Below are 18,936 nucleotides of genomic sequence, written 5' to 3'. Positions count from 1 at the left end.
TCTTTTTGCATACTTGATGATAAGAGTATTATGGCTGGTTCGAAGTCACATACGTACCTGCAATCAAATCGTGAATGGCGCGTTTGTCTTCGCGAACGCCCACCATGATGGCGCTGACGATGGCCGCAATGCCAAAAGTAAGACCGTATACGAGTCCCATGCCGACAATCAGGCGAAGCAGCATCGTGCCGATGCCGACCGGGCTGCCGTCTACTTTCACAATGCGAACCCCGACGATTTTCTTCCCAACCGTATAGCCATACCAAAATACTGGCAGCAGCAGGGAGTAAAGGGTAGAGATCAGATTGGAGACGAGATTGTCCTCCAAGCCTCCTGTGATCAACCAGGTGAGAAGGATCAATGGAACACCAATAATAATTCCATCAAGCAAGTTTGCACCTAGGCGTCGCCAAAAACCGACAGGGTTAATTGGCAATGGTTTTGCTGTTTCCATGTTGTCACACTCCTATATTTTTATCCTATTATATGCACAAAAAGGAAAAATTACAAGGTTGTGAACAATCTTGCCAGGAGAGCGATTTTTTGTGGAATGCTGTCGATTTCGACGTGCTCATGGGATGCGTGGGCACCATCGCCATTCGGTCCCAGACCATCGAGTGTGGGCGTCCCGACTGAAGCGGCAAAATTTCCGTCGCTGGTGCCCCCTACGCCTGTTTCCGTCAAATCGAAGCCTTCCAAACGCGCTTGTTCGCGGGCATGGAAAAACAAATGTTCCGTCCCGGCTGTCCGCTCCATCGGCGGTTTCGGGATGCCTCCTTCGACGATCAGCTCGGCACCAGGCAGGACAGGCTGCAGCTGGTGCATCAAGCGGGTAATCCGTACCGCTTCCTCTGCTGTAGACACCCTTACATCAATGACCGCTTCTGCATAATCCGGCACGACGTTGCTCACGCTGCCCCCTTGGATGGTTCCGACGGAAAGGGTGGTACCAGCCTCGTAATTCGTCCAGGATTGAATCGTCAGCACGTGATGGGCCAATTCTTCAATCGCATTGATTCCTTTGGCATGGTCATTCCCAGCATGTGCGGCCCGGCCCTTGACCTTCAGCAAAAATTCTCCGCCGCCTTTTCGGCTTGTCTTGAGGGAACCGTCACCGGCTGCCGGTTCGATTACTAGCGCGCACCGGCTCCGTTTGGCCTCTTCCTTGATCAGCTCCTCTGAAGACAGGCTGCCTGTCTCTTCGTCCGTATTCCAGAAGAAAACGAGCTTGCGGGAGAGGGGCAGCTTTTGCTCGATGATGGCCTGCAATGCGTAGTAGCAAAAGACAATTCCCGCTTTCATATCGTATGTTCCCGGCCCGTAAACCTTGCCGTCCTCGATCCGCCACGGCTCGCGGCTCAAGCTGCCAATCTCTTTGACCGTATCGAAGTGACCGAGAACAAGAATTTGCTCCTCGCCCTCACCGTATTCCACGCGCAGCTGGTCTCCGTACTCATGTTGCGGATATGTATCCACCCGGCAGCCGAGGGCCCGGAAACGGTCGGCAATGAATGCGCCTACCCGATCTACGGCCTCCTTGTTGTGTGTAGGCGACTCCATTTCCACATAACGGCGAAGCTCCTCCAGGATGTCTGGCAGCTGATCGCGGAAGTATGCTGTCCAGTTCGCAGTCATATTCCATCCTCCTGTGATTGTATGTTTGTTTTTGATCCTATTCATTATGCCAGAAAGCGCTGACGAATGATTCTTTTTTTCTGTAAATTTGTTCATTATCTATCATCTTTTTCATTTCGCTTTAAAGTGAAATGGAGAAAAAGAGACAAGCTCGTACCGAAACAACAAGAACCAGCTGTCATGAATCGCGGATCAGAAATGATGTCCATATTTCTATGTGAATTTTATAAATATTCAGCGAAATAATTTTAGTATTGATTAAAATACTCATTTCATTGTATAAATATTAGTTGTTGGGCAAAGTTCTTTTTATTCCTTGTTACAAACAGTTTTGCACTTATGTTTTTTGTAAAACGATTCAACAGATACAAGATGACGAAGGGGGATTCATCATGAAAAAATCTGCACTCGCTTCACTTGCACTTTCTTCTCTTTTGGCTGTAGCCGTACTGGCTGGCTGCGGCACAGGAAATCAGCCGGGCACTGCACAGCAGCCTGCAGGCCAGGATTCTGCCGGACAAGCCGCAGGAGGCGGAAAGAAGCTGGTCATGGCTACATCTGCTGACTACAAACCGTATGAATTTCACGATTTGTCCAGCGGGAAGGACGAGATCGTCGGATTTGACATCGACATTGCCAAGTACATTGGAAAAGAGCTCGGCTATGAAATCGAAGTGGTCGACATGAACTTTGACGGACTGGTACCGGCGCTTCAGACCAAGCGCGCCGATTTCGTCATGGCAGGCATGACCCCAACGCCTGAGCGTCTGCAGAACGCCGACTTCTCGACGATCTACTATGATGCGAAAAATACGATTGTCGCCAAAAAGGAGAGCAATCTGACCAAGCCGGAGCAGCTTGCGGGCAAAAAGATCACCGTACAAACCGGCTCCATTCAGGAAGGTGCGGCCAAGGAACTGCAAAAGACCATCCAAGGTCTGGAGATCGTTTCGCTGAACAAAACCGGTGAGATCGTGGAAGAAGTCAAAACAGGCCGTGTGGATGCAGCGATCCTGGAGGATACTGTAGCCAAGGGTTATGTGGAAGCGAATCCGGAACTGCAGTTCACCACCATCCAAAGCGATGAGGTTAACGGCTCCGCTATCGCATTCCCGAAGGGTTCTCCGCATGTGGAAGAGTTCAACAAGGTGATCAAGACCATGCAGGAAAACGGCGAGATGGACAAGCTGATCAACAAATGGTTCGGCCAATAATCAGCTGACAGAAGGGCCTTGTTCCCGGTCTAGACAGCGCAGTTTTATTCGAAAAGGAGTCGAAAGGGCATGAGTTTGGATTTTGCACAAATTGTGCCCTATATCCCCTTTATAGTAAACGGGATAAAGGTCACATTACAGGTAACACTTCTGTCGGTCGTGTTCGGTTTTATCTGGGGCTCCTTGCTGGCACTCATCAAAATTTCCAACATTCGTCTGCTGAAAGGATTTGCGGTCGCATATACGTCTGTCTTTCGCGGCACGCCGCTCATCCTGCAGCTGACGTTCGTCTACTTTGCCACGCCGCAGATTACAGGCTACAACATTTCAGCGTTTGAAGCCGCCGTTTTGACTTTTACGCTCAACTCCGGGGCGTACATCTCCGAGACGATCCGCGGCGGAATTATGGCCGTAGACAAGGGGCAATGGGAAGCTGCCAAAGCTCTCGGCGTTCCGTACCGCAAAATGATGACGGATATCATTTTGCCGCAAGCAGTGAAAAACATCCTGCCTGCATTGGTAAACGAAACGATCGCGCTCTTGAAGGAATCGGCACTTGTATCTACGATCGGCCTTGCGGACATCATGCAGAACGCCAATATCGTCAAAGGGACGATCTTCCGCTACTTTGAGCCGTACCTTCTGGCGGGCTTGCTCTATTACGTCATGGTCATGCTGCTCACTTGGGTGGCGCGTGTGCTGGAGAGGAGGATGAGACGCAGTGATTAAGATTCAGAATGTGAGCAAGTCTTTCGGCTCGCTCGATGTTTTGCACGACATCTCCACTGAGATCGGCCGCGGTGACGTGGTGGCGATCATCGGTCCATCCGGCTCCGGCAAATCGACGCTCTTGCGCTGCATGAACCTGCTGGAGACCCCGACAAAGGGAACGATCGTCATCGACGGGCAAGCCATTACGGATCCGAAAGCGGATGTGATGCGCATACGCCAAAAGATCGGCATGGTGTTTCAGCATTTTCACCTGTTTCCGCACATGAGCGTGCTGGACAATCTCACGTACGCTCCTGTCAAGGTCAAGGGACTCTCCAAAGCGGCGGCGGAAGCCAAGGCAAGGGAGCTGCTCGCTCGTATCGGGCTGTCCAACAAGGCGGATGTCTTCCCGAATCGTCTTTCCGGCGGACAGAAGCAGCGGGTTGCGATCGCCCGTTCCTTGGCGATGGAACCGCAAATCATGCTGTTTGACGAGCCGACATCGGCGCTCGACCCGGAAATGGTCAAAGAGGTATTGGATGTCATGAAGGGACTTGCCGATACGGGGATGACAATGGCGATCGTGACGCACGAGATGAATTTTGCCCGCGAGGTCGCCGACCGCATCTGTTTTCTTGACGGAGGAAGATTGGTGGAGGATGCGCCGCCGAGCGAGTTCTTTTCGAATCCCAAAAGCGAGCGGGCCAAGCAGTTTTTGGAAAAAATGCTGTAACAACGAGTGGTTTTTACGCTTCGGAGCCTTGGGGCTGCGAAGCGTTTTCTTTTTTGACAGACATTCGGCCTTGGGCTAGAATCAGGTTGAGCCGAGTAATTATTGGTGTATTCTGCTATTTATATTCGGTATTGCCTTTTTACAAATGAAAAGGGAGTGTAGAAACAAATGTCTAGGCAACGATTGCTTATCTTGCTGGAAATGGCGATGATGACAGCGCTCGCTCTTGTATTCAGCGAGATCAAGGTATTTCAAATGCCGCAAGGGGGATCTGTGTCCCTCGTGATGGTGCCGATCGCGCTGCTCGCGGTGCGTCGCGGCCTTTTGCCGGGAGTGACATGCGGTATCCTGGTTGGTGTACTGCAAACCTTCTTTGGCAGCGGTTACGTTCATCCGGTCCAGCTGCTGCTCGATTATCCGGTCGCATTCGGCGCTCTGGGACTGGCAGGGCTTGTCCGCCTGTCTGCGATCGAGAAGCGTACGAACAAGGTTATGGCTCTGTGGAGCGTCCTGTTCGTCGGCGTGATCGGACGGTTTGTCTGTCACTTTCTCTCCGGGGTGATCTGGTTCGGCGAATATGCGCCAGAGGGCATGCCGGCTGCGCTGTACTCCTTCGTCTACAACATCACCTATCTGCTCCCGGAAATGATCATCACAGGGATTGTTTTGACCGTCGTCATGTCGGGTGCGCCTCAGCTTTTGTTCCCGGTGCGAAACAGACTGGCGTAACGAAGCTTTTACCAAAGAAACACGCATATTGGCGGCTGGTGCCGCATAGAGTATTCAGGCAGCGAAATGTTGCCTGAATTTTTTTTGTTTCGACAAGGTGAGACACATGTTTATCCCAGAGCGGAATAAGATGTAATATGCACGTTTCGAAAGAACGCCCGAAGGAGGTGCGGCATGAAATGGGATTGCGCTCCTTTCGCCTGCGACAGGGGGGCGCCTTGCGACGTGTTCTCGGGGTGGCATTGGCTGTCGGAGGTATTACCATTCTATTGTACTCGGCACCTCCATGGGTTTGGTATAGCCTGTTGGCGGTAGGACTCATCGGGGCCGGCTGGTATTTGTATCACAAGAAGTAATTTCGGTAAGGAGGGGTAGTCATGCGGTTTTACACCATCAAGTTGCCGAAGTTTATAGGTGGCATGATTCGCGCTGTCATCGAGGCATTTAATAAGAAGAAATGAAGGCAGCGGTCTCCTTCAGTCGAAGCAGGGGAAGCAGCAGAAAAGCAAAAAAGCACCTCGTGGGTGCTTTTTTTACTGATGTTCGGTTGAAACGCGAAACTATACGCGAGTTACCAGACCGGATTTCAGCGCTCGAGTGCTTACATAAACGCGCTTCGGTTTACCATCTACGAGAATGCGCACTTTTTGTACGTTAACACCCCATTTGCGGCGATTTGCGCGCATGGAGTGGGAGCGAGCGTTACCAGTTTTGCCAGAACGGCCAGTTACAAAGCAGCGACGTGCCATTACGATCCACCTCCCTCAGATGCATATAAACGGGATACTTTGTTTTGTTTAGATAATACAAACACTTGCTTATCTTAGCATACGCCCCTGTCAATTGCAATACTTGACATGAGGAAAAGCCATTCTCCTTCTGTTTTGGGGGTCATTCGACAAAACGCTTCATTTCTACCTATTGATAGTGTAAAATTGGGAGAAGCATGGAAATGCATTGGGTTGCTGCTTCTTCAATCGAAGAAGTTCTTTTGACAAGCGGCATTTTTTGTACACGCACTTTGCAATAGGTGAGTGGATATCGGAGCAGATCTATGCGGTATGGATGGTGGCAATGTCGTACATGCTTACTGGTACGGTTACTGTTACAATAGACGGCGATGCCGTTTGAAAAAAGGAGGAGTCCTTGCATGACAGTGGAAATGAGCACACCTCTTGGTAAAATCGATGTGACAGAAGATGTGATCGCGCGGATCGCTGGAGGCGCCGCCATGGAAGTGTTCGGCCTGGTCGGCATGGCTTCACGCAAAGCGCTCAAAGACGGAATTGCCGAGATGCTGGGCAGAGACAACCTCAGCAAAGGGGTAGTCGTCCATAACCAGAACGGTGAAGTCATTCTGGACATGCATATTATCGTCACTTACGGCGTGAAAATTTCTGAGGTTGCCGGCAATGTTCAAAGACGCGTTCGCTACACCTTGGAGCAGATGGTAGGCATTGATGTGACAGCAGTTAATATTTTTGTACAGGGAGTCCGTACAGACAGGGATACGTAAGGAGGAACATCAGTTGGTACATACGCGTCTTGACGGCGTGCTGTTTAGCCGGATGGTTTATCTGGGGGCGAGGCTCCTGTCCAGCAACGCCAAAGTGGTGGATGGATTAAACGTCTTTCCCGTTCCAGATGGTGACACGGGGACAAACATGAATTTGACGCTCACATCGGGAGCAGAGGAACTTGCACGAAAGGAATCTCCCAAGATCGGAGAGTCTGCGGCCGCTCTTGCCAGAGGTCTGCTGATGGGAGCGAGGGGGAATTCCGGCGTGATTCTCTCCCAGTTGTTTCGCGGATTCAGCAAAGCGGTAAACGGAAAAGACGAGATTAACGCCCGCCAGTTTGCCGAAGCGTTAAAGGCCGGAGTAGATTCCGCCTACCAGGCAGTGATGAAGCCGGTTGAGGGCACGATTCTCACTGTAGCCCGAGAAGCGGCCGAAACAGCTGTACGGACGGCACGCACGACAGACGATGTTCTCTTCGTCATGGAAAGAACCTATGAGCAGGCCCAGGAGACGCTGCTGCGCACACCCGACATGCTGCCCGTCCTAAAGGAAGTAGGCGTGGTGGATTCGGGCGGACAGGGACTACTCTTTGTATACGAGGGCTTCATCCGTGCGCTTCGCGGTGAAACGGCGGATCAGGTCAAGGAAGCGAAGCCATCGATTGCTTCGCTCGATATGGAAGAACTGGTTCACGAGCACCACAATGCACAAGTCCATATGAAAACAGAGGACATTCATTTTGGCTACTGTACAGAGTTTATGGTTTGGCTGACGCATAGCACGGAAGCCAACAAAAAGCCGTTTTCAGAAGCGGCATTCCGTACCCAGCTCGATCAGATGGGGGATTCTCTGTTAGTCATCTCTGACGATGATATGGTCAAAGTACATATACATGCCGAGCACCCCGGCAGCGTGCTCCAATACGCACAGCAGTTTGGCAGCCTGCATCGGATCAAGATCGAAAACATGCGGGAACAGCACGGCAACATCCTTCGCGAGGAGGAGCGGAAAGCGGCCGCACAGGTGCCTGCTGAAACTGCTCCGGCAGCAGCCGCTCAGCCCTATGGATTGATTGCTGTTGCGGCTGGTCCTGGACTGGCCGATATTTTCCGCAGCATGGGTGTTCACGTAGTCGTGGAAGGCGGCCAAACGATGAATCCGAGTACGGAAGACTTCCTTTCCGCGATTGACGGGCTGCATGCAGACGAGATTATTATTTTGCCGAACAACAGCAATATTGTGATGGCGGCGAAGCAGGCGGCCGAGCTGACGGACAAGTCCGTTACGGTTGTTCCGTCCAAGAGCATTCCGCAGGGGATGGCTGCGCTGATTGCTTTTAACGCAGGCGCGTCTCCGGAGGCCAATCAGCAGGCAATGACTGCTTCTATCGAACAAGTGAAAACAGGCATGGTAACCCATGCGGTTCGCGATACGAAAATGGGCGATGTCGAGATCAAGCAGGGAGACTTTATCGGCATTGCTGAAAAAGAGATCGTCTCATCCGGCCCGGATATGATGGCGATCGCAAAGGAACTGCTGTTCCAGCTTGTCGATGACGAGACTGGCATCGTGACGATTTTTATCGGGGAAGGCGCTGAAGAGAATCAAGCGGACGAACTCGCACAGGCGTTGGATGAAGCTTTCCCGGACGTGGACGTGGAAATCCACGAGGGCGGACAGCCGCTTTATCCGTTTATTTTCGCTGTAGAGTAGTCATAGAGGGCTGCGCTTTTGACTCGCTTCCCTGGAGAGGAGTTGTGTAGATGTCCATTGTGATCGTAACGGACAGTGCGGCTGACATCGATTCCGAGCTGCGGGAGTCGCTCGGAATCGTAGCAGTTCCGCTGAAGGTGATGTTTGGAGAAGAAACGTATTTGGACGGGGTCTCCATTACATCTGCCATGTTTTTTGAAAAATTGAAGCATACGGATGTGATGCCGACCACATCTCAACCATCCCCGCTCGACTTTGCTGAAACGTACAAACAAATTCGGGAGCAGCACGGCAAAGATGTCCAAATCATCGCCATCATGCTCTCCGGTTCGCTCTCAGGTACGTATCAGTCTGCCGTCATCGCACAATCGATGATGGAAGAACAGCTTGATATCACCGTCATTGATTCGCGTAAAGCTTCATTTGTTTACGGCATGCTCTGTGTCGAAGCGGCCAAAGCAGCGCGCGAAGGGAAGAGCAAGCAGCAGATACTCGACATGATCGATCGTTTTCTCGATGAAGTGCAGGTCTATTTCATCGTTGACACGCTGGAGTTTCTGCAAAAGGGTGGCCGCATTGGCAAGGCTTCTGCGGTCATCGGCTCCTTGCTTAACATTAAACCGATTCTGACCTTGGACCCTGCGGGGTACGTAGCTGCTTTTGACAAAGTAAGAGGGACCAAAAAAGCGATCGCCCGTGTGAAGGAAGCATTGAAGGAATACGCCTCAGACCAGCCGGTGAAGGTAGCGATGCTGCACAGCGCCGTACCTGATCAAGCGGCGGAGCATTTGGCGGCGATCAAGCAGGAGTTTCAGGTGACCGAGTCTTTCTTGCTGGAGATCGGCCCGGTAATCGGTACCCATGTAGGCCCGGGATTGCTCGGATTTGTGATGGTAAAAGAATAGACGTCCTTTTCGAAAGAAAAACCTCCTCGTGTGCTTCGAGGAGGTTTTTATACGGTCCTGTGCTCTCCCGGTACATGTTGCGGCGCTGCATGGCAGTTGCGGACCATATGCTCTGGAAAACAGGGGGACTGTCATTTACACGATGAGCATGTTTGAAAAAACAAGGAGGGTGTATTTGCATGCTGGCGACAGAGCGTCTTGTATTTCGTCCGTATACAGCAGAGGACCTGGATTTTTTGATGTCGATGACAGGTGATCCGGAGGTGATGCGGTATATCGGTCAAGGGAATGTCTGGACCAGAGAACAGACCGCCGAACGGCTGCGCATGTGGATGAACCGCTATGAAGAGGAGCAGGGGCTTGGACTGATGGTCGTGGCAAGGAAGTCTGATGGTGAACTGATTGGGTACGCAGGACTTGTTCCCCAGCTCGTCGATGAGCGCAAAGAGACAGAGGTTGGGTATTGGATCTCGAGAAGGCATTGGGGACAAGGCTATGCGTCCGAAGCTGCCCTGGCCTTGCGGAATTTCGGCCTGTCTCATCTGGGAAAAAAGCGGCTGATCTCGCTCATCCAATTTGACAATCATAGCTCAGTGAAGGTAGCGCGGAAAATAGGCATGAACTTTGAACGTGAAATCGTGTTCAACGGGAAAAGCATTGCGCTGTATTCTCTAACGCGGCAAGGCTGAAAGTGCCTAGCCTCCCCATCAGTTTCTATACCAAGTGATTCGCTTTATAAATGTCTGCCCGACGGCTCTCCATGTAGATAAACGGGTACTGCTCTTTAATCCGCTTGACTTCTGACAGATCCAGCGTGACGATTCCCAATTCTGGGTGTCTCAAGCAGACGCCACCCGAACTGTCTCTTCTGCCTGTTTCCCTTCCCATACCGGGATGAGGTTCTGCGCTACCAGCTCAATCAGCCTTCTCCGATACGATCAATTACCTTCACCCCGCGATAGTACACCTGCCTGATGTCCTCTTCGGAGGTTATCTCCAGTCCAGGCACACCTGCTGTCACCAGAAAATTCGCTTCCAGTCCCTTTCCCAAACTGCCGTAACGCTTTTCCTTCCCAAGGACCATTGCTGGATTGCGGGTGATGAGCGAGAGGATCTCGTTTTCCCCATACCCTTGCTTTTGCAAAAGCTTCATCGCAGGCTGGGCGATGGCCATCAGCGTCTCCGGCCCCTTTAATTCCCGATCCGGAAAAGAAAGCCAGGAGGCCTGCTCGTGTGGAGGCAAGTAGGCATCGGTAGAAATGGCGGTGGTCACCCCGGCCTGAACCAAGCGGCTGATTTGCTCCGGGGAATTCGGCAGTTCATGTGTGCCGCCCAGCGGAGTCGCGACTATTTTTATGTTCTTTTGGGCAGCTTCGATAATTTGCTGCTCGGTAATCCCGTGAGCGTGATGAAGCACATCCACTCCTGCAGCAAGGGCCATACGGATCGCTTCTTCGCCGCCGACATGAACGCCAATCGATTTGCCCGATCGGTGGAAAGCATCGACGACCCGGGTCAATTCGCTCTGTTCATAAATGATCTCGCCCGCCCGAGGGACCTCCTCCGGCTTGAAATTGGCCGGTGTGGCGTTGAGAAACAGATTCTCTCCCGGGTATTCGCTCTCGCCCGCCAGCACTTGTACGATCTCAGGGGCAGCTAAGCGCTCCCTCTCGACCGGATGGGGGCCGGTAGCCGCAGTAAAATGAGCAAGCTGCGAAAATCCAATCGAGATACTGGACAGAGAAAAGCAGACATCGATGGGCACAAAGGAAGCGAGACGACGATAAAAAGCGAGGTCGAAGCCGCACTTTGGATGCCCGCAAATTTGTTCCCCAAGGGCCGTAATCCCGCAGGACAGTGCCTTGAGCAGAAGCGACATGCCGGCGGCTCCATGTGTTTCTTCCGTTACCGGAAACAGTGATCCGGGAGCGAACTCCAAAAGGTGGGTATGGCAGTCCGCCAGCGAAGGGGCAATGACCCAGTCCCGGCAGTCGAGCAAAGCCACTCCATTCGCCCGATGCTCTACCCAAAGCTTCTCCCAGGGGCCAATGTCAGCGATCAGCCCGTTTTTCACAAGCATGGCTCCGTCGTTGATACTGCCTTTTTCGGTTACGGTCACCAGCTTCTTGGCCCTGATCATATACGTTCCGCTCATGTTTACACCACCCAAGGCGTCACAAAGTATCCGATCACAAAAGCAGTGACGAGCCGCATGAGCATGCCGATGACAGCGGCTGCCATCGCTTCACGCTCCGTCAAGTCGGAATGGGCCGCCCATGTCGCAGGAACCTGTCCGAAGATCACTGACAAGGGCAGTCCCGAGGAGGCGAGGACAAAGGAACCGACAGCAAGGCGCGGGTCGATGCTCGCGGCGATTTTTTGCAGCTCAGCCATCGCCAGCGTGGGACTGGCCAAAAGGGACAGCATGCCTGTCGCAGGCTCGATGCTCAAAGCGGAGAGCAGCAGGGTAAAAGCGTTCTCGATCGGTTGCCAAACGCCAATGTATTCCAACAGGCCGATGACCCCAAATACGACAGCAACCGCGGGGATAATGACCAGCAAGAGCAGTTCCGTTCCCTCTTTGGCAGCGTCAAAGACCGTTTTGAGGTAAGCGGTGCCGGGAGTAAAACGCGGAAGCTCCTCCAGCTCTACTGTCCGGGTATCCCGGTAGATTGTCTTCGACAGAAGCCAGGGAACGAGGATCAGCGGGACAAAGATCGAGAGCAGTACGACCGGAAAAACAGCGGCTCCGGTGGCGGCGAGAGCGATCAGTCCGATCATGAACGTGGCGAATGATTGCTGGGACTGAATCATCGTGGCGACAGCGATTTTCTGTTCCGCTTTTGTCGCTTTTGCCCGCATCAGGATCGGACCGGCGATCCGCCCGGCGGCATTGATATCACCGAGAATATTGTAGACACTCGGGATAATGACGGCAGGATTTATGGACAGCCATTTCATGACAGGAGCAAATACGCGGAACAGCGCATCTGTAAACCCGAGCCGTTCCAGCATCCTTCCGACGATGACGCTGACAATGACGGCAATTCCCACTTCCCCCGTGAGGAAAATGTCGACAACAATCGGAAATACTTTTTTGATAATGGCATCGAACAGGCCGGCCAGCGCATGCGGCCAGAACAACAGGGAAGCCAGAGACGACAAAACAAGGAAAATGCCGAGATATTCCACGCCTGTCCATTTTCTTCTTCCGGAGTCCTTCCGTTCGCTCATCTTGCTCGCTCCTTTCCTGGTCAAATCGCGCTTGCACAATCATGCTCCGTGCTGCAGTATATGAGCTGCCGCAGGAATGGGTGATGGCCCAGTTTCAATGAGAGGAACCTGTAGCGCTTTCAGAGGCGGTAAGATAAAATGAGAGTGAACCTTTCAAGGTGGAGAACCCCTTTGCATTCAGGAGGAGAACCGGGTGAAATATAAAAGTGTATTTGACATTATCGGTCCAGTCATGGTCGGACCTTCAAGCTCCCATACAGCCGGTGCTGCCCGGATCGGGCGGATAGCCCGCAAGCTCTTTGGCAGACAGCCGAAAAAAGCGGAGATCACGTTTTACGGTTCCTTTGCCAAAACGTATAAAGGGCATGGCTCCGATGTCGCGACAGTCGCGGGCATTCTTGATTTTGATACGTTTGATCTGCGGCTGAAGGACTCCCTGCAGATTGCCAAAGACCTGGGTATCGATATTGTGATCAACACTTCCGAAGAATTGACCGGTCACCCGAACACTTCGCGGATTCGCTTGAGCGACGATGAGAAGGATGTGGAGGTAGTCGGTGTTTCCATCGGGGGCGGCAAGATCGAGGTAACCAAGCTCAACGGCTTTGCCTTCCAGCTTGGCTTCGATACGCCGACACTGATGGTTTTGCACGAAGACCGCTTCGGAATGATCGCCGGCGTAGCCAAGGTGCTCACGCAGCATAAAATCAACGTGGGACTGATGGAAGTCTCCCGGCACGACCGCGGGTCACGCGCGCTGATGGCGATCGAGACGGATTCTGTCGTCCTGCCAGAGGTGCTGGAGGAAATCGGGAACATCCCGTATATTTTTGATGTCTCACTGCTTTCTTTACAGTAAAGCGGGAGGAGAGGAGTGAACAGGACATGTTTCGCAACGTAGCAGAATTGGTAGAACTGGCTGAGTCCCAAGGGAAAAAAATTTCGCAGGTGATGATTGAGGCGGAGATGGAGGTTTCCCAGCGGACTCGCGAGACCATTTTAACGGATATGTACACGAATCTGGACGTGATGGAAAAAGCCGTCCGGCGCGGACTGACGGAAGACATCCGTTCGCACAGCGGACTGACTGGCGGCGATGCGAAAAAACTGCAGGAGTACATGCGCACAAAGCCGTTTCTGTCTGGCCCCACCCTGCTCAATGCCGTCTCCATGTCGGTCGCTGTTAACGAGGTAAACGCGGCGATGGGCACGATTGTGGCTACGCCGACGGCAGGTGCTTGCGGAATTGTGCCAGGTACCTTGTTTGCCGTATCAGACAAGCTGAAGCCGACGCGCGAGGAGATGGTCAACTACCTCTTTACTGCCGGAGCGATTGGCTACTGCATTGCCAATAACGCGTTTATTTCCGGTGCTGCCGGCGGCTGCCAGGCGGAAGTGGGCTCGGCGACCTCGATGGCTGCCGCTGCGATTGTCGAGATGGCAGGCGGTACGCCGGAACAGTCGGCTCAGGCTGTCGCCATCGCCCTGAAGAACATGCTCGGTCTCGTTTGCGACCCCGTGGCCGGACTTGTAGAGGTTCCCTGTGTCAAACGGAACGCGATGGGGGCCGCGATCGCAACCGTAGCTGCCGATATGGCGCTTGCAGGGATCAAGAGTGTGGTGCCGACTGACGAAGTGATTGAAGCGATGTACCGGATTGGCTGCTCCATGCCGACTACCCTCAAGGAAACAGCACAGGGAGGTTTGGCCGCGACGCAGACCGGACGCCAGATCGAGGCCAAAATCTTCGGTGTGCAGCTGGAGAAAAAGTAAATGAACGAATGGTACGACGCGCCCGTCTCGCTCTTGCATGGGGTAGGCGAGGAGAGGGCCAAAGCTTTCGCAGGTTTGGGCATTGAGACTGTGGGGGAGCTGCTGGAGTATTTCCCGAGCCGCTATGAGGACTACCGCGTCCGCGATTTGACAGAGGTGAAGGACGGAGAGAGGGTAACGCTGGCAGGCACGGTCTACGGCGAACCCTCTGTTCGCTTTTACGGCAAGCGAAAATCGCGTATCTCCGTCAAGCTGGTCATGGACAGAGTGGTGGTGACGGCGGTCTGGTTCAACCAGACATTCGTGAAAAGCAGGCTCTCTCCGGGAAAAGAAATTCTCGTGACCGGAAAGTGGGACAAGCACAAGCTGCAAATCACCGTCAGTGAAATGACCGAAACCGACTCCGACCGGGCACAAAAGAGAGGGGAACTGGCACCCATTTATCCGCTCGGCGGAGATGTGACCCATACGCTTTTGCGAAAAACGATCCAGCAGGCGCTTCGCCAGTACGGCGAGCAAATCCCGGAGATTCTGCCGACCGATATCGTCAGTCGCTACCGGCTCATGCCCCGGCCTGACGCGATTCGGTCGATCCATTTTCCGCAGGATGCCGAGAACGGACGCCAGGCGCGGCGGCGGATCATGTTTGAAGAGCTTTTTTTATTCCAATTGAAAATGCAGGCGCTCCGCCGGATTGCCCGGGAGCAGACCGAAGGGACGGCTCTGCAAATTCCGATGGAGGAATTGCGCACCTTTGTGAAGTTGTTGCCGTTCCCGCTGACGGATGCACAAAAGCGGGTAATCAAGGAGATTCTCACCGATATGCGTTCGCCGTACGCAATGAACAGGCTGCTTCAAGGGGACGTCGGCTCGGGAAAAACCGTAGTCGCGGCCATCGCTTTGTTTGCGGCAGTCAAAGCGGGTTTTCAGGGCGCTTTGATGGTGCCGACAGAGATTTTGGCTGAGCAGCACGTCCAGTCGCTGACAGGGCTTCTTTCCCCGCACGGCATCCAGGTGGCGCTGCTGTCCGGCTCGCTTACAGCCAAACGGCGTCGCGAGGTGATCGGAGCCTTGCAGATGGGCTTGATTGACGTCGTTGTCGGGACTCATGCCCTGATTCAGGAGGATGTGTTTTTCTCAAAGCTCGGCCTGGTAATCACGGACGAGCAGCATCGCTTCGGGGTGGAGCAGCGGCGCATTTTGAGAAACAAAGGCCTTACTCCCGACGTGTTGTTCATGACGGCCACACCGATCCCGCGCACGCTGGCGATTTCCGCCTTCGGTGACATGGATGTCTCCACGATCGACCAGATGCCGGCGGGGCGCAAGCCGATCGAGACTACGTGGAAAAAGCATGAGCAGTTTCACCAGGTGCTGGAGCAAATGCGAGAGGAACTCGTGAAAGGCAGGCAGGCGTATGTCATCTGCCCGTTGATCGAGGAGTCGGAAAAGCTGGACGTGCAAAATGCGATTGACGTTCATGCTCAGCTCTCGCAGGTATTTCCTGAGTACGGGGTCGGTCTTATGCACGGGCGCCTGCCAGCAAAGGAAAAGGATGCGGTGATGCAGGCCTTTCTTTCCGGGGAGTATGCGGTGCTGGTTTCGACGACCGTGGTAGAGGTAGGGGTAAACGTCCCAAACGCGACATTCATGATCATTTATGATGCGGAGCGGTTTGGGCTTGCCCAACTGCATCAGCTCAGAGGCCGTGTTGGCCGCGGCTCGGAGCAATCGTACTGCGTGCTGATCGCCGATCCCAAATCGGAGATCGGAAAAGAGCGGATGCGCGTTATGTGCGAAACGACAGACGGTTTCGAACTGTCGCGCCGCGATTTGGAACTGCGCGGTCCCGGCGACTTTTTCGGGACAAAGCAAAGCGGCTTGCCTGAATTTAAGGTGGCCGATCTGATGAGCGATTTCAAGGCATTGGAAGTGGCTCGCCAGGAGACGGCTGCTTTGGTAGAGAAGGAAGAGTTTTGGAAAAACAAGGAATACGTCTGGCTTCGCAGTTATCTGAAGCGGGAAGGTGTTTTGGACGGGATCGTCTTTGATTGATCGTCGTCAGCCAAAACGTCCCGGACAGAAGGCAGCTAGACGACTGCGCCTTTTCGAGTGAATGGACTCGGAAGGGCGTTTTTTGTTGGAATGAACTTTGTTTATCGAAGGATCAAACAAGCGGGACAGCATAAGATGAGTTGTGATGCTAGATGAGTTGTGATGCTGCCAACTCAAGCCAATTCCGCTGTAATTCCCACCAGTCCCGGCCGTATGGCTGAAACGAAACACGCTTTCCTACGTCTTACAGGGAAATATTGTTAAGAAGTCAAAGGAGCGAAATCATGGTTCAGATGAAACGCTTACAGGCATTCGCGCTGCTTCTCGCAGGCACATTGCTTTTAACCGGATGTGTTCCTGCCGCAAGCACAGGCACACCGCCATCCGGCAGCGGCGGAAATCAACAGCCGGAATCACAAGCGCCACCTGGGAGTACAACTCCGGGGACAACCCCGAATTCCTCCTCCGGGCATCCGCCAACGCCTTCCTCCGCCGAGTGGAATCCAGCAGAGATTCCGTTTGACTATGCATCGATGAAAGCAGATGTTGTGATCCGACTGGATGAGGAGCCGGTACTGCAATCTCCGATCAGGACTCCGGTTGGTAGTGGACCGCAGACATTTACGTTGTTCTTTCGTCAGGCGATGGACCGAAGCAGTGTGGTAGAAGCGATTGAATCGCGGATAAAAGAGAAGGCGTCTGCCGAGGAATGGTTTATCGAGCCCGACCTGGAGTTCCGTTGGGTCCATGATAAACAGCTTCACCTCCGGGCGACACCCAGGACGAGAGTACAGCCGGAAGACGGAATAAAGGAGTATGTATTGGATGTAAAAGGCGCACGCACCGCCAGCGGCCATGTTCTGTCGGAACCCCCTGGCTTCCTGGCTGTTGTTCTTGCTCCCAACCAATTGTGGAAGGTGAGCCTGGATGGAAAGGTGCGGGAGCAGATCAGCGGGTATCCCGGCTCGTATCATAGCGACTCTTTTCTCGACCCTGAGCAGCGATATCTGCTCTTGAGGCGGTATACGGAATATTGCGAATGCGACGCGCGGCATCCCCTCCTGTACGGGATCTATGACAGGCAGACGAACGAGCTGACTCGCTATCCAGTGGAGCTGACCACCAGTTACCGGGGGGAAGGCGCATTTGTTGCCGACCGGCGCGGCTTTTTTTATGCGGCACCGCAAGAGGGGCAAAACATGCCTGTCAGTGAAACTGCGGTTCCCGTCGAGATAGGGGAATTCGTTCACGGAGCCGACTTTAGCCATGACCGAAAAAAGCTGATCATGGCTGTTGGGCCCAAAGACCAGGAGCAAAATCTGGACCTGCTGCTGCTGAATCTGGAAACCGGAGAAAAGCAGCGGTTGACCGGTGCGCTGAAAGGCTTTGTGCCTATCGATGAAATGTACGGAGATGTCATCCCCATTTCCTTTGATGATGACGGGCGGCAGTTCACTTTTGCGATGCGGCAGAGCCGTAGTTCCTTCGACCAATTGCGTTACCGCTATGACTGGAAGACGGAAAAGGTCAGCGCGTGGAACCCGCCTGTTCCGAGAGATGCTTGGGCTGGCTATACGCAAACCGATGACGGGATGTATCAGATGTATTGGAATGCGGGGCTGTTTAAAGGAAAGGAGCACCTGATGGATTTCCAGGGAGAAGGGTTGTGGCTCCCAAACAGTCACCGGTATTTGTTTGCGAGACATAAAGAGAACGCGGAAGGGCACGCGGTCGCGATGGACATTATGGCTTTTGACGCTGACCAGCGAAAGACGGACACGTTGATCACAGACCTCTCCTTCGGAATCAGCTTTATCGGTGCAAGCGCTGACGGTCAGTGGCTGTACTTGCTGAGCAGCGGCGACCTTCAGCCGCACTGAGCAGGAAAGCCTTTCCCAGATGGAGACAGTTTGGTAGACAGCGCACCTCTTATGTGAAGACCAGCTTGAATTCTGCAAGACGAGAAAAACGGTCGGCAAGTGGAATTAGCGGATGGTGCTATATTCGCTAATTCCACCACCCGGCAAGCATTTTGCAAGCACGAGAGTCTCCACTTTCCTTTTCTTCCCGGCTTGCGTTTCCTTGCACCTTCATCTTTTGCACCATTATCTTTGCTTTTGGCGTATAACTCCGTTCAGTCAAGTTTGCGTCCAGCTTTTGTACTCGCGTGCCAGCATGGAGAGGACAATCAGCGATTCGTACCGATCGTTCGTTTTGAGACACTCCCGCAATTTTCCCTCCATGATAAAGCCTTCCGACAGGTAGAGCTGAAGCGCTCGTCGATTTTCCTCCTTGACGTCCAGCCAGAGGCGGTTGGCCCCCCACTCGTCAAAAGCCAGCCTTTTGATCTCCTGCAGCACCTTGCGCCCGTATCCTTTTCTTTTTTCGGAGATGGTAATCCGCATGAATTCGATACTCGCGTGCGGATTGGCCAGTCCGGCCAGGATCACGTATCCCACGCTGTTCCCCTTCTTCGCATCTTCTACAATCAAATGGCGGATATCCGGGTTTGCGAGAGACTGCTCATGCCGCGTGCTCTCCCACGGCAGGATGTAAGCGCGGTTTTCCTCCATCTGTTCGGTTTCGTATACATACGGTATATCTGCCAATGCAGTGGGACGCAGACGAATGTCCATCCTTTTCTCCTTTCTGCTCGTGAAGCTCCTGATCCGGCTTGCTGCTCGTTACGGGATGTCCATCCGGGCGCTCCACCG

General features: G+C 53.3%; 21 protein-coding genes. 14 read left to right on the top strand and 7 right to left on the bottom strand.

Annotation, left to right across the window (positions count from 1 at the left end; all coding sequences use genetic code 11):
- Positions 1–28: 28 nt before the first annotated feature.
- Together NSQ24_RS16465 and NSQ24_RS16460 are read right to left on the bottom strand one after the other, a co-directional pair.
- The gene (locus NSQ24_RS16465) at positions 29–454 is read right to left on the bottom strand and encodes an RDD family protein (protein WP_003386131.1); all 426 of its coding nucleotides are present in this window, start codon (positions 452–454) and stop codon (positions 29–31) included.
- Positions 455–504: 50 nt separating this feature from the next.
- On the bottom strand, positions 505–1,635 hold the full coding sequence (locus NSQ24_RS16460; protein WP_338463417.1) for a M20 family metallopeptidase: 1,131 nt from the start codon (positions 1,633–1,635) through the stop codon (positions 505–507).
- A gap of 392 nt (positions 1,636–2,027) precedes the next feature.
- On the opposite strand from NSQ24_RS16460, the gene NSQ24_RS16455 reads away from it, so the two are divergent.
- The 6 genes from NSQ24_RS16455 to spoVM all read left to right on the top strand — a co-directional run bounded on the left by NSQ24_RS16455 (position 2,028) and on the right by spoVM (position 5,483).
- Complete coding sequence (locus NSQ24_RS16455) at positions 2,028–2,849, top strand: transporter substrate-binding domain-containing protein (RefSeq protein ID WP_003386129.1); 822 nt, start codon at positions 2,028–2,030, stop codon at positions 2,847–2,849.
- A 69-nt stretch (positions 2,850–2,918) separates the two neighbouring features.
- The gene (locus NSQ24_RS16450) at positions 2,919–3,578 is read left to right on the top strand and encodes an amino acid ABC transporter permease (RefSeq protein WP_003386128.1); all 660 of its coding nucleotides are present in this window, start codon (positions 2,919–2,921) and stop codon (positions 3,576–3,578) included.
- A complete protein-coding gene (locus tag NSQ24_RS16445; protein ID WP_172921146.1) occupies positions 3,571–4,293 on the top strand; it encodes an amino acid ABC transporter ATP-binding protein in 723 nt (240 codons plus the stop codon). The genes NSQ24_RS16450 and NSQ24_RS16445 overlap by 8 nt, the downstream gene beginning before the upstream one ends.
- Positions 4,294–4,461: 168 nt before the next feature.
- On the top strand, positions 4,462–5,022 hold the full coding sequence (gene thiT / locus NSQ24_RS16440; protein WP_171505986.1) for an energy-coupled thiamine transporter ThiT: 561 nt from the start codon (positions 4,462–4,464) through the stop codon (positions 5,020–5,022).
- Positions 5,023–5,201: 179 nt separating this feature from the next.
- Complete coding sequence (locus tag NSQ24_RS16435) at positions 5,202–5,378, top strand: hypothetical protein (protein WP_024982910.1); 177 nt, start codon at positions 5,202–5,204, stop codon at positions 5,376–5,378.
- Positions 5,379–5,399: 21 nt separating this feature from the next.
- Complete coding sequence (gene spoVM / locus NSQ24_RS16430; RefSeq protein WP_003386125.1) at positions 5,400–5,483, top strand: stage V sporulation protein SpoVM; 84 nt, start codon at positions 5,400–5,402, stop codon at positions 5,481–5,483.
- Between the two features lie 99 nt (positions 5,484–5,582).
- Here spoVM and rpmB read toward each other — a convergent pair whose 3' ends face one another.
- Complete coding sequence (rpmB, locus tag NSQ24_RS16425) at positions 5,583–5,771, bottom strand: 50S ribosomal protein L28 (RefSeq protein WP_003386124.1); 189 nt, start codon at positions 5,769–5,771, stop codon at positions 5,583–5,585.
- A gap of 401 nt (positions 5,772–6,172) precedes the next feature.
- Here rpmB and NSQ24_RS16420 point away from each other — a divergent pair, with 401 nt between their 5' ends.
- From NSQ24_RS16420 to NSQ24_RS16405, 4 genes are all read left to right on the top strand, one after another.
- Positions 6,173–6,538 (top strand): Asp23/Gls24 family envelope stress response protein, encoded by a 366-nt coding sequence (locus NSQ24_RS16420; RefSeq protein WP_003386122.1) that lies wholly within the window; start codon positions 6,173–6,175, stop codon positions 6,536–6,538.
- A gap of 13 nt (positions 6,539–6,551) precedes the next feature.
- Entirely contained in the window at positions 6,552–8,255 is a 1,704-nt protein-coding gene (locus tag NSQ24_RS16415; RefSeq protein WP_339166228.1) for a DAK2 domain-containing protein, read from the top strand.
- Positions 8,256–8,305: 50 nt separating this feature from the next.
- Entirely contained in the window at positions 8,306–9,160 is an 855-nt protein-coding gene (locus NSQ24_RS16410) for a DegV family protein (protein ID WP_003386119.1), read from the top strand.
- Positions 9,161–9,339: 179 nt separating this feature from the next.
- Positions 9,340–9,849 carry a GNAT family N-acetyltransferase gene (locus tag NSQ24_RS16405; RefSeq protein WP_339166225.1) on the top strand — a complete coding sequence of 170 codons (510 nt, stop codon included), beginning with the start codon at positions 9,340–9,342 and terminating at the stop codon, positions 9,847–9,849.
- 25 nt (positions 9,850–9,874) lie between these two features.
- Here NSQ24_RS16405 and NSQ24_RS16400 read toward each other — a convergent pair whose 3' ends face one another.
- From NSQ24_RS16400 to NSQ24_RS16390, 3 genes are all read right to left on the bottom strand, one after another.
- A complete protein-coding gene (locus NSQ24_RS16400) occupies positions 9,875–10,003 on the bottom strand; it encodes a hypothetical protein (protein ID WP_255320315.1) in 129 nt (42 codons plus the stop codon).
- 76 nt (positions 10,004–10,079) lie between these two features.
- On the bottom strand, positions 10,080–11,315 hold the full coding sequence (locus tag NSQ24_RS16395) for an amidohydrolase family protein (protein ID WP_339166223.1): 1,236 nt from the start codon (positions 11,313–11,315) through the stop codon (positions 10,080–10,082).
- Positions 11,316–11,317: 2 nt separating this feature from the next.
- Entirely contained in the window at positions 11,318–12,394 is a 1,077-nt protein-coding gene (locus NSQ24_RS16390) for a hypothetical protein (RefSeq protein ID WP_327985783.1), read from the bottom strand.
- 193 nt (positions 12,395–12,587) lie between these two features.
- On the opposite strand from NSQ24_RS16390, the gene sdaAB reads away from it, so the two are divergent.
- The 4 genes from sdaAB (at position 12,588) to NSQ24_RS16370 (ending at position 18,102) form a co-directional block, all read left to right on the top strand.
- The gene (gene sdaAB / locus NSQ24_RS16385; RefSeq protein ID WP_024982905.1) at positions 12,588–13,253 is read left to right on the top strand and encodes an L-serine ammonia-lyase, iron-sulfur-dependent subunit beta; all 666 of its coding nucleotides are present in this window, start codon (positions 12,588–12,590) and stop codon (positions 13,251–13,253) included.
- Positions 13,254–13,279: 26 nt separating this feature from the next.
- Positions 13,280–14,167: an L-serine ammonia-lyase, iron-sulfur-dependent, subunit alpha gene (gene sdaAA / locus NSQ24_RS16380; RefSeq protein WP_122958697.1), complete on the top strand. Its 888-nt coding sequence runs from the start codon at positions 13,280–13,282 to the stop codon at positions 14,165–14,167.
- Entirely contained in the window at positions 14,168–16,222 is a 2,055-nt protein-coding gene (recG, locus tag NSQ24_RS16375; RefSeq protein ID WP_339166219.1) for an ATP-dependent DNA helicase RecG, read from the top strand.
- Positions 16,223–16,506: 284 nt separating this feature from the next.
- Complete coding sequence (locus NSQ24_RS16370) at positions 16,507–18,102, top strand: hypothetical protein (RefSeq protein ID WP_003386112.1); 1,596 nt, start codon at positions 16,507–16,509, stop codon at positions 18,100–18,102.
- Between the two features lie 258 nt (positions 18,103–18,360).
- On the opposite strand, the gene NSQ24_RS16365 is transcribed toward NSQ24_RS16370, so the two are convergent.
- Positions 18,361–18,858 (bottom strand): GNAT family protein, encoded by a 498-nt coding sequence (locus NSQ24_RS16365; RefSeq protein WP_024982903.1) that lies wholly within the window; start codon positions 18,856–18,858, stop codon positions 18,361–18,363.
- Positions 18,859–18,936: the final 78 nt, after the last annotated feature.

It is taken from the genome of Brevibacillus sp. FSL L8-0520, from assembly GCF_037963895.1.
GTDB lineage: Bacteria > Bacillota > Bacilli > Brevibacillales > Brevibacillaceae > Brevibacillus > Brevibacillus borstelensis.
This window is presented reverse-complemented; position numbering and strand designations above follow the sequence as displayed.

What these genes read in the sequence shown, in the direction of transcription:
- NSQ24_RS16465 (WP_003386131.1), bottom strand. Translation starts at nt 454, where the DNA reads ATGGAAACAGCAAAACCATTGCCAATTAACCCTGTCGGTTTTTGGCGA.
- NSQ24_RS16460 (WP_338463417.1), bottom strand. Translation starts at nt 1,635, where the DNA reads ATGACTGCGAACTGGACAGCATACTTCCGCGATCAGCTGCCAGACATC.
- NSQ24_RS16455 (WP_003386129.1), top strand. Translation starts at nt 2,028, where the DNA reads ATGAAAAAATCTGCACTCGCTTCACTTGCACTTTCTTCTCTTTTGGCT.
- NSQ24_RS16450 (WP_003386128.1), top strand. Translation starts at nt 2,919, where the DNA reads ATGAGTTTGGATTTTGCACAAATTGTGCCCTATATCCCCTTTATAGTA.
- thiT (WP_171505986.1), top strand. Translation starts at nt 4,462, where the DNA reads ATGTCTAGGCAACGATTGCTTATCTTGCTGGAAATGGCGATGATGACA.
- NSQ24_RS16435 (WP_024982910.1), top strand. Translation starts at nt 5,202, where the DNA reads ATGGGATTGCGCTCCTTTCGCCTGCGACAGGGGGGCGCCTTGCGACGT.
- spoVM (WP_003386125.1), top strand. Translation starts at nt 5,400, where the DNA reads ATGCGGTTTTACACCATCAAGTTGCCGAAGTTTATAGGTGGCATGATT.
- rpmB (WP_003386124.1), bottom strand. Translation starts at nt 5,771, where the DNA reads ATGGCACGTCGCTGCTTTGTAACTGGCCGTTCTGGCAAAACTGGTAAC.
- NSQ24_RS16420 (WP_003386122.1), top strand. Translation starts at nt 6,173, where the DNA reads ATGACAGTGGAAATGAGCACACCTCTTGGTAAAATCGATGTGACAGAA.
- NSQ24_RS16410 (WP_003386119.1), top strand. Translation starts at nt 8,306, where the DNA reads ATGTCCATTGTGATCGTAACGGACAGTGCGGCTGACATCGATTCCGAG.
- NSQ24_RS16405 (WP_339166225.1), top strand. Translation starts at nt 9,340, where the DNA reads ATGCTGGCGACAGAGCGTCTTGTATTTCGTCCGTATACAGCAGAGGAC.
- NSQ24_RS16395 (WP_339166223.1), bottom strand. Translation starts at nt 11,315, where the DNA reads ATGAGCGGAACGTATATGATCAGGGCCAAGAAGCTGGTGACCGTAACC.
- NSQ24_RS16390 (WP_327985783.1), bottom strand. Translation starts at nt 12,394, where the DNA reads ATGAGCGAACGGAAGGACTCCGGAAGAAGAAAATGGACAGGCGTGGAA.
- sdaAA (WP_122958697.1), top strand. Translation starts at nt 13,280, where the DNA reads ATGTTTCGCAACGTAGCAGAATTGGTAGAACTGGCTGAGTCCCAAGGG.
- recG (WP_339166219.1), top strand. Translation starts at nt 14,168, where the DNA reads ATGAACGAATGGTACGACGCGCCCGTCTCGCTCTTGCATGGGGTAGGC.
- NSQ24_RS16370 (WP_003386112.1), top strand. Translation starts at nt 16,507, where the DNA reads ATGGTTCAGATGAAACGCTTACAGGCATTCGCGCTGCTTCTCGCAGGC.
- NSQ24_RS16365 (WP_024982903.1), bottom strand. Translation starts at nt 18,858, where the DNA reads ATGGACATTCGTCTGCGTCCCACTGCATTGGCAGATATACCGTATGTA.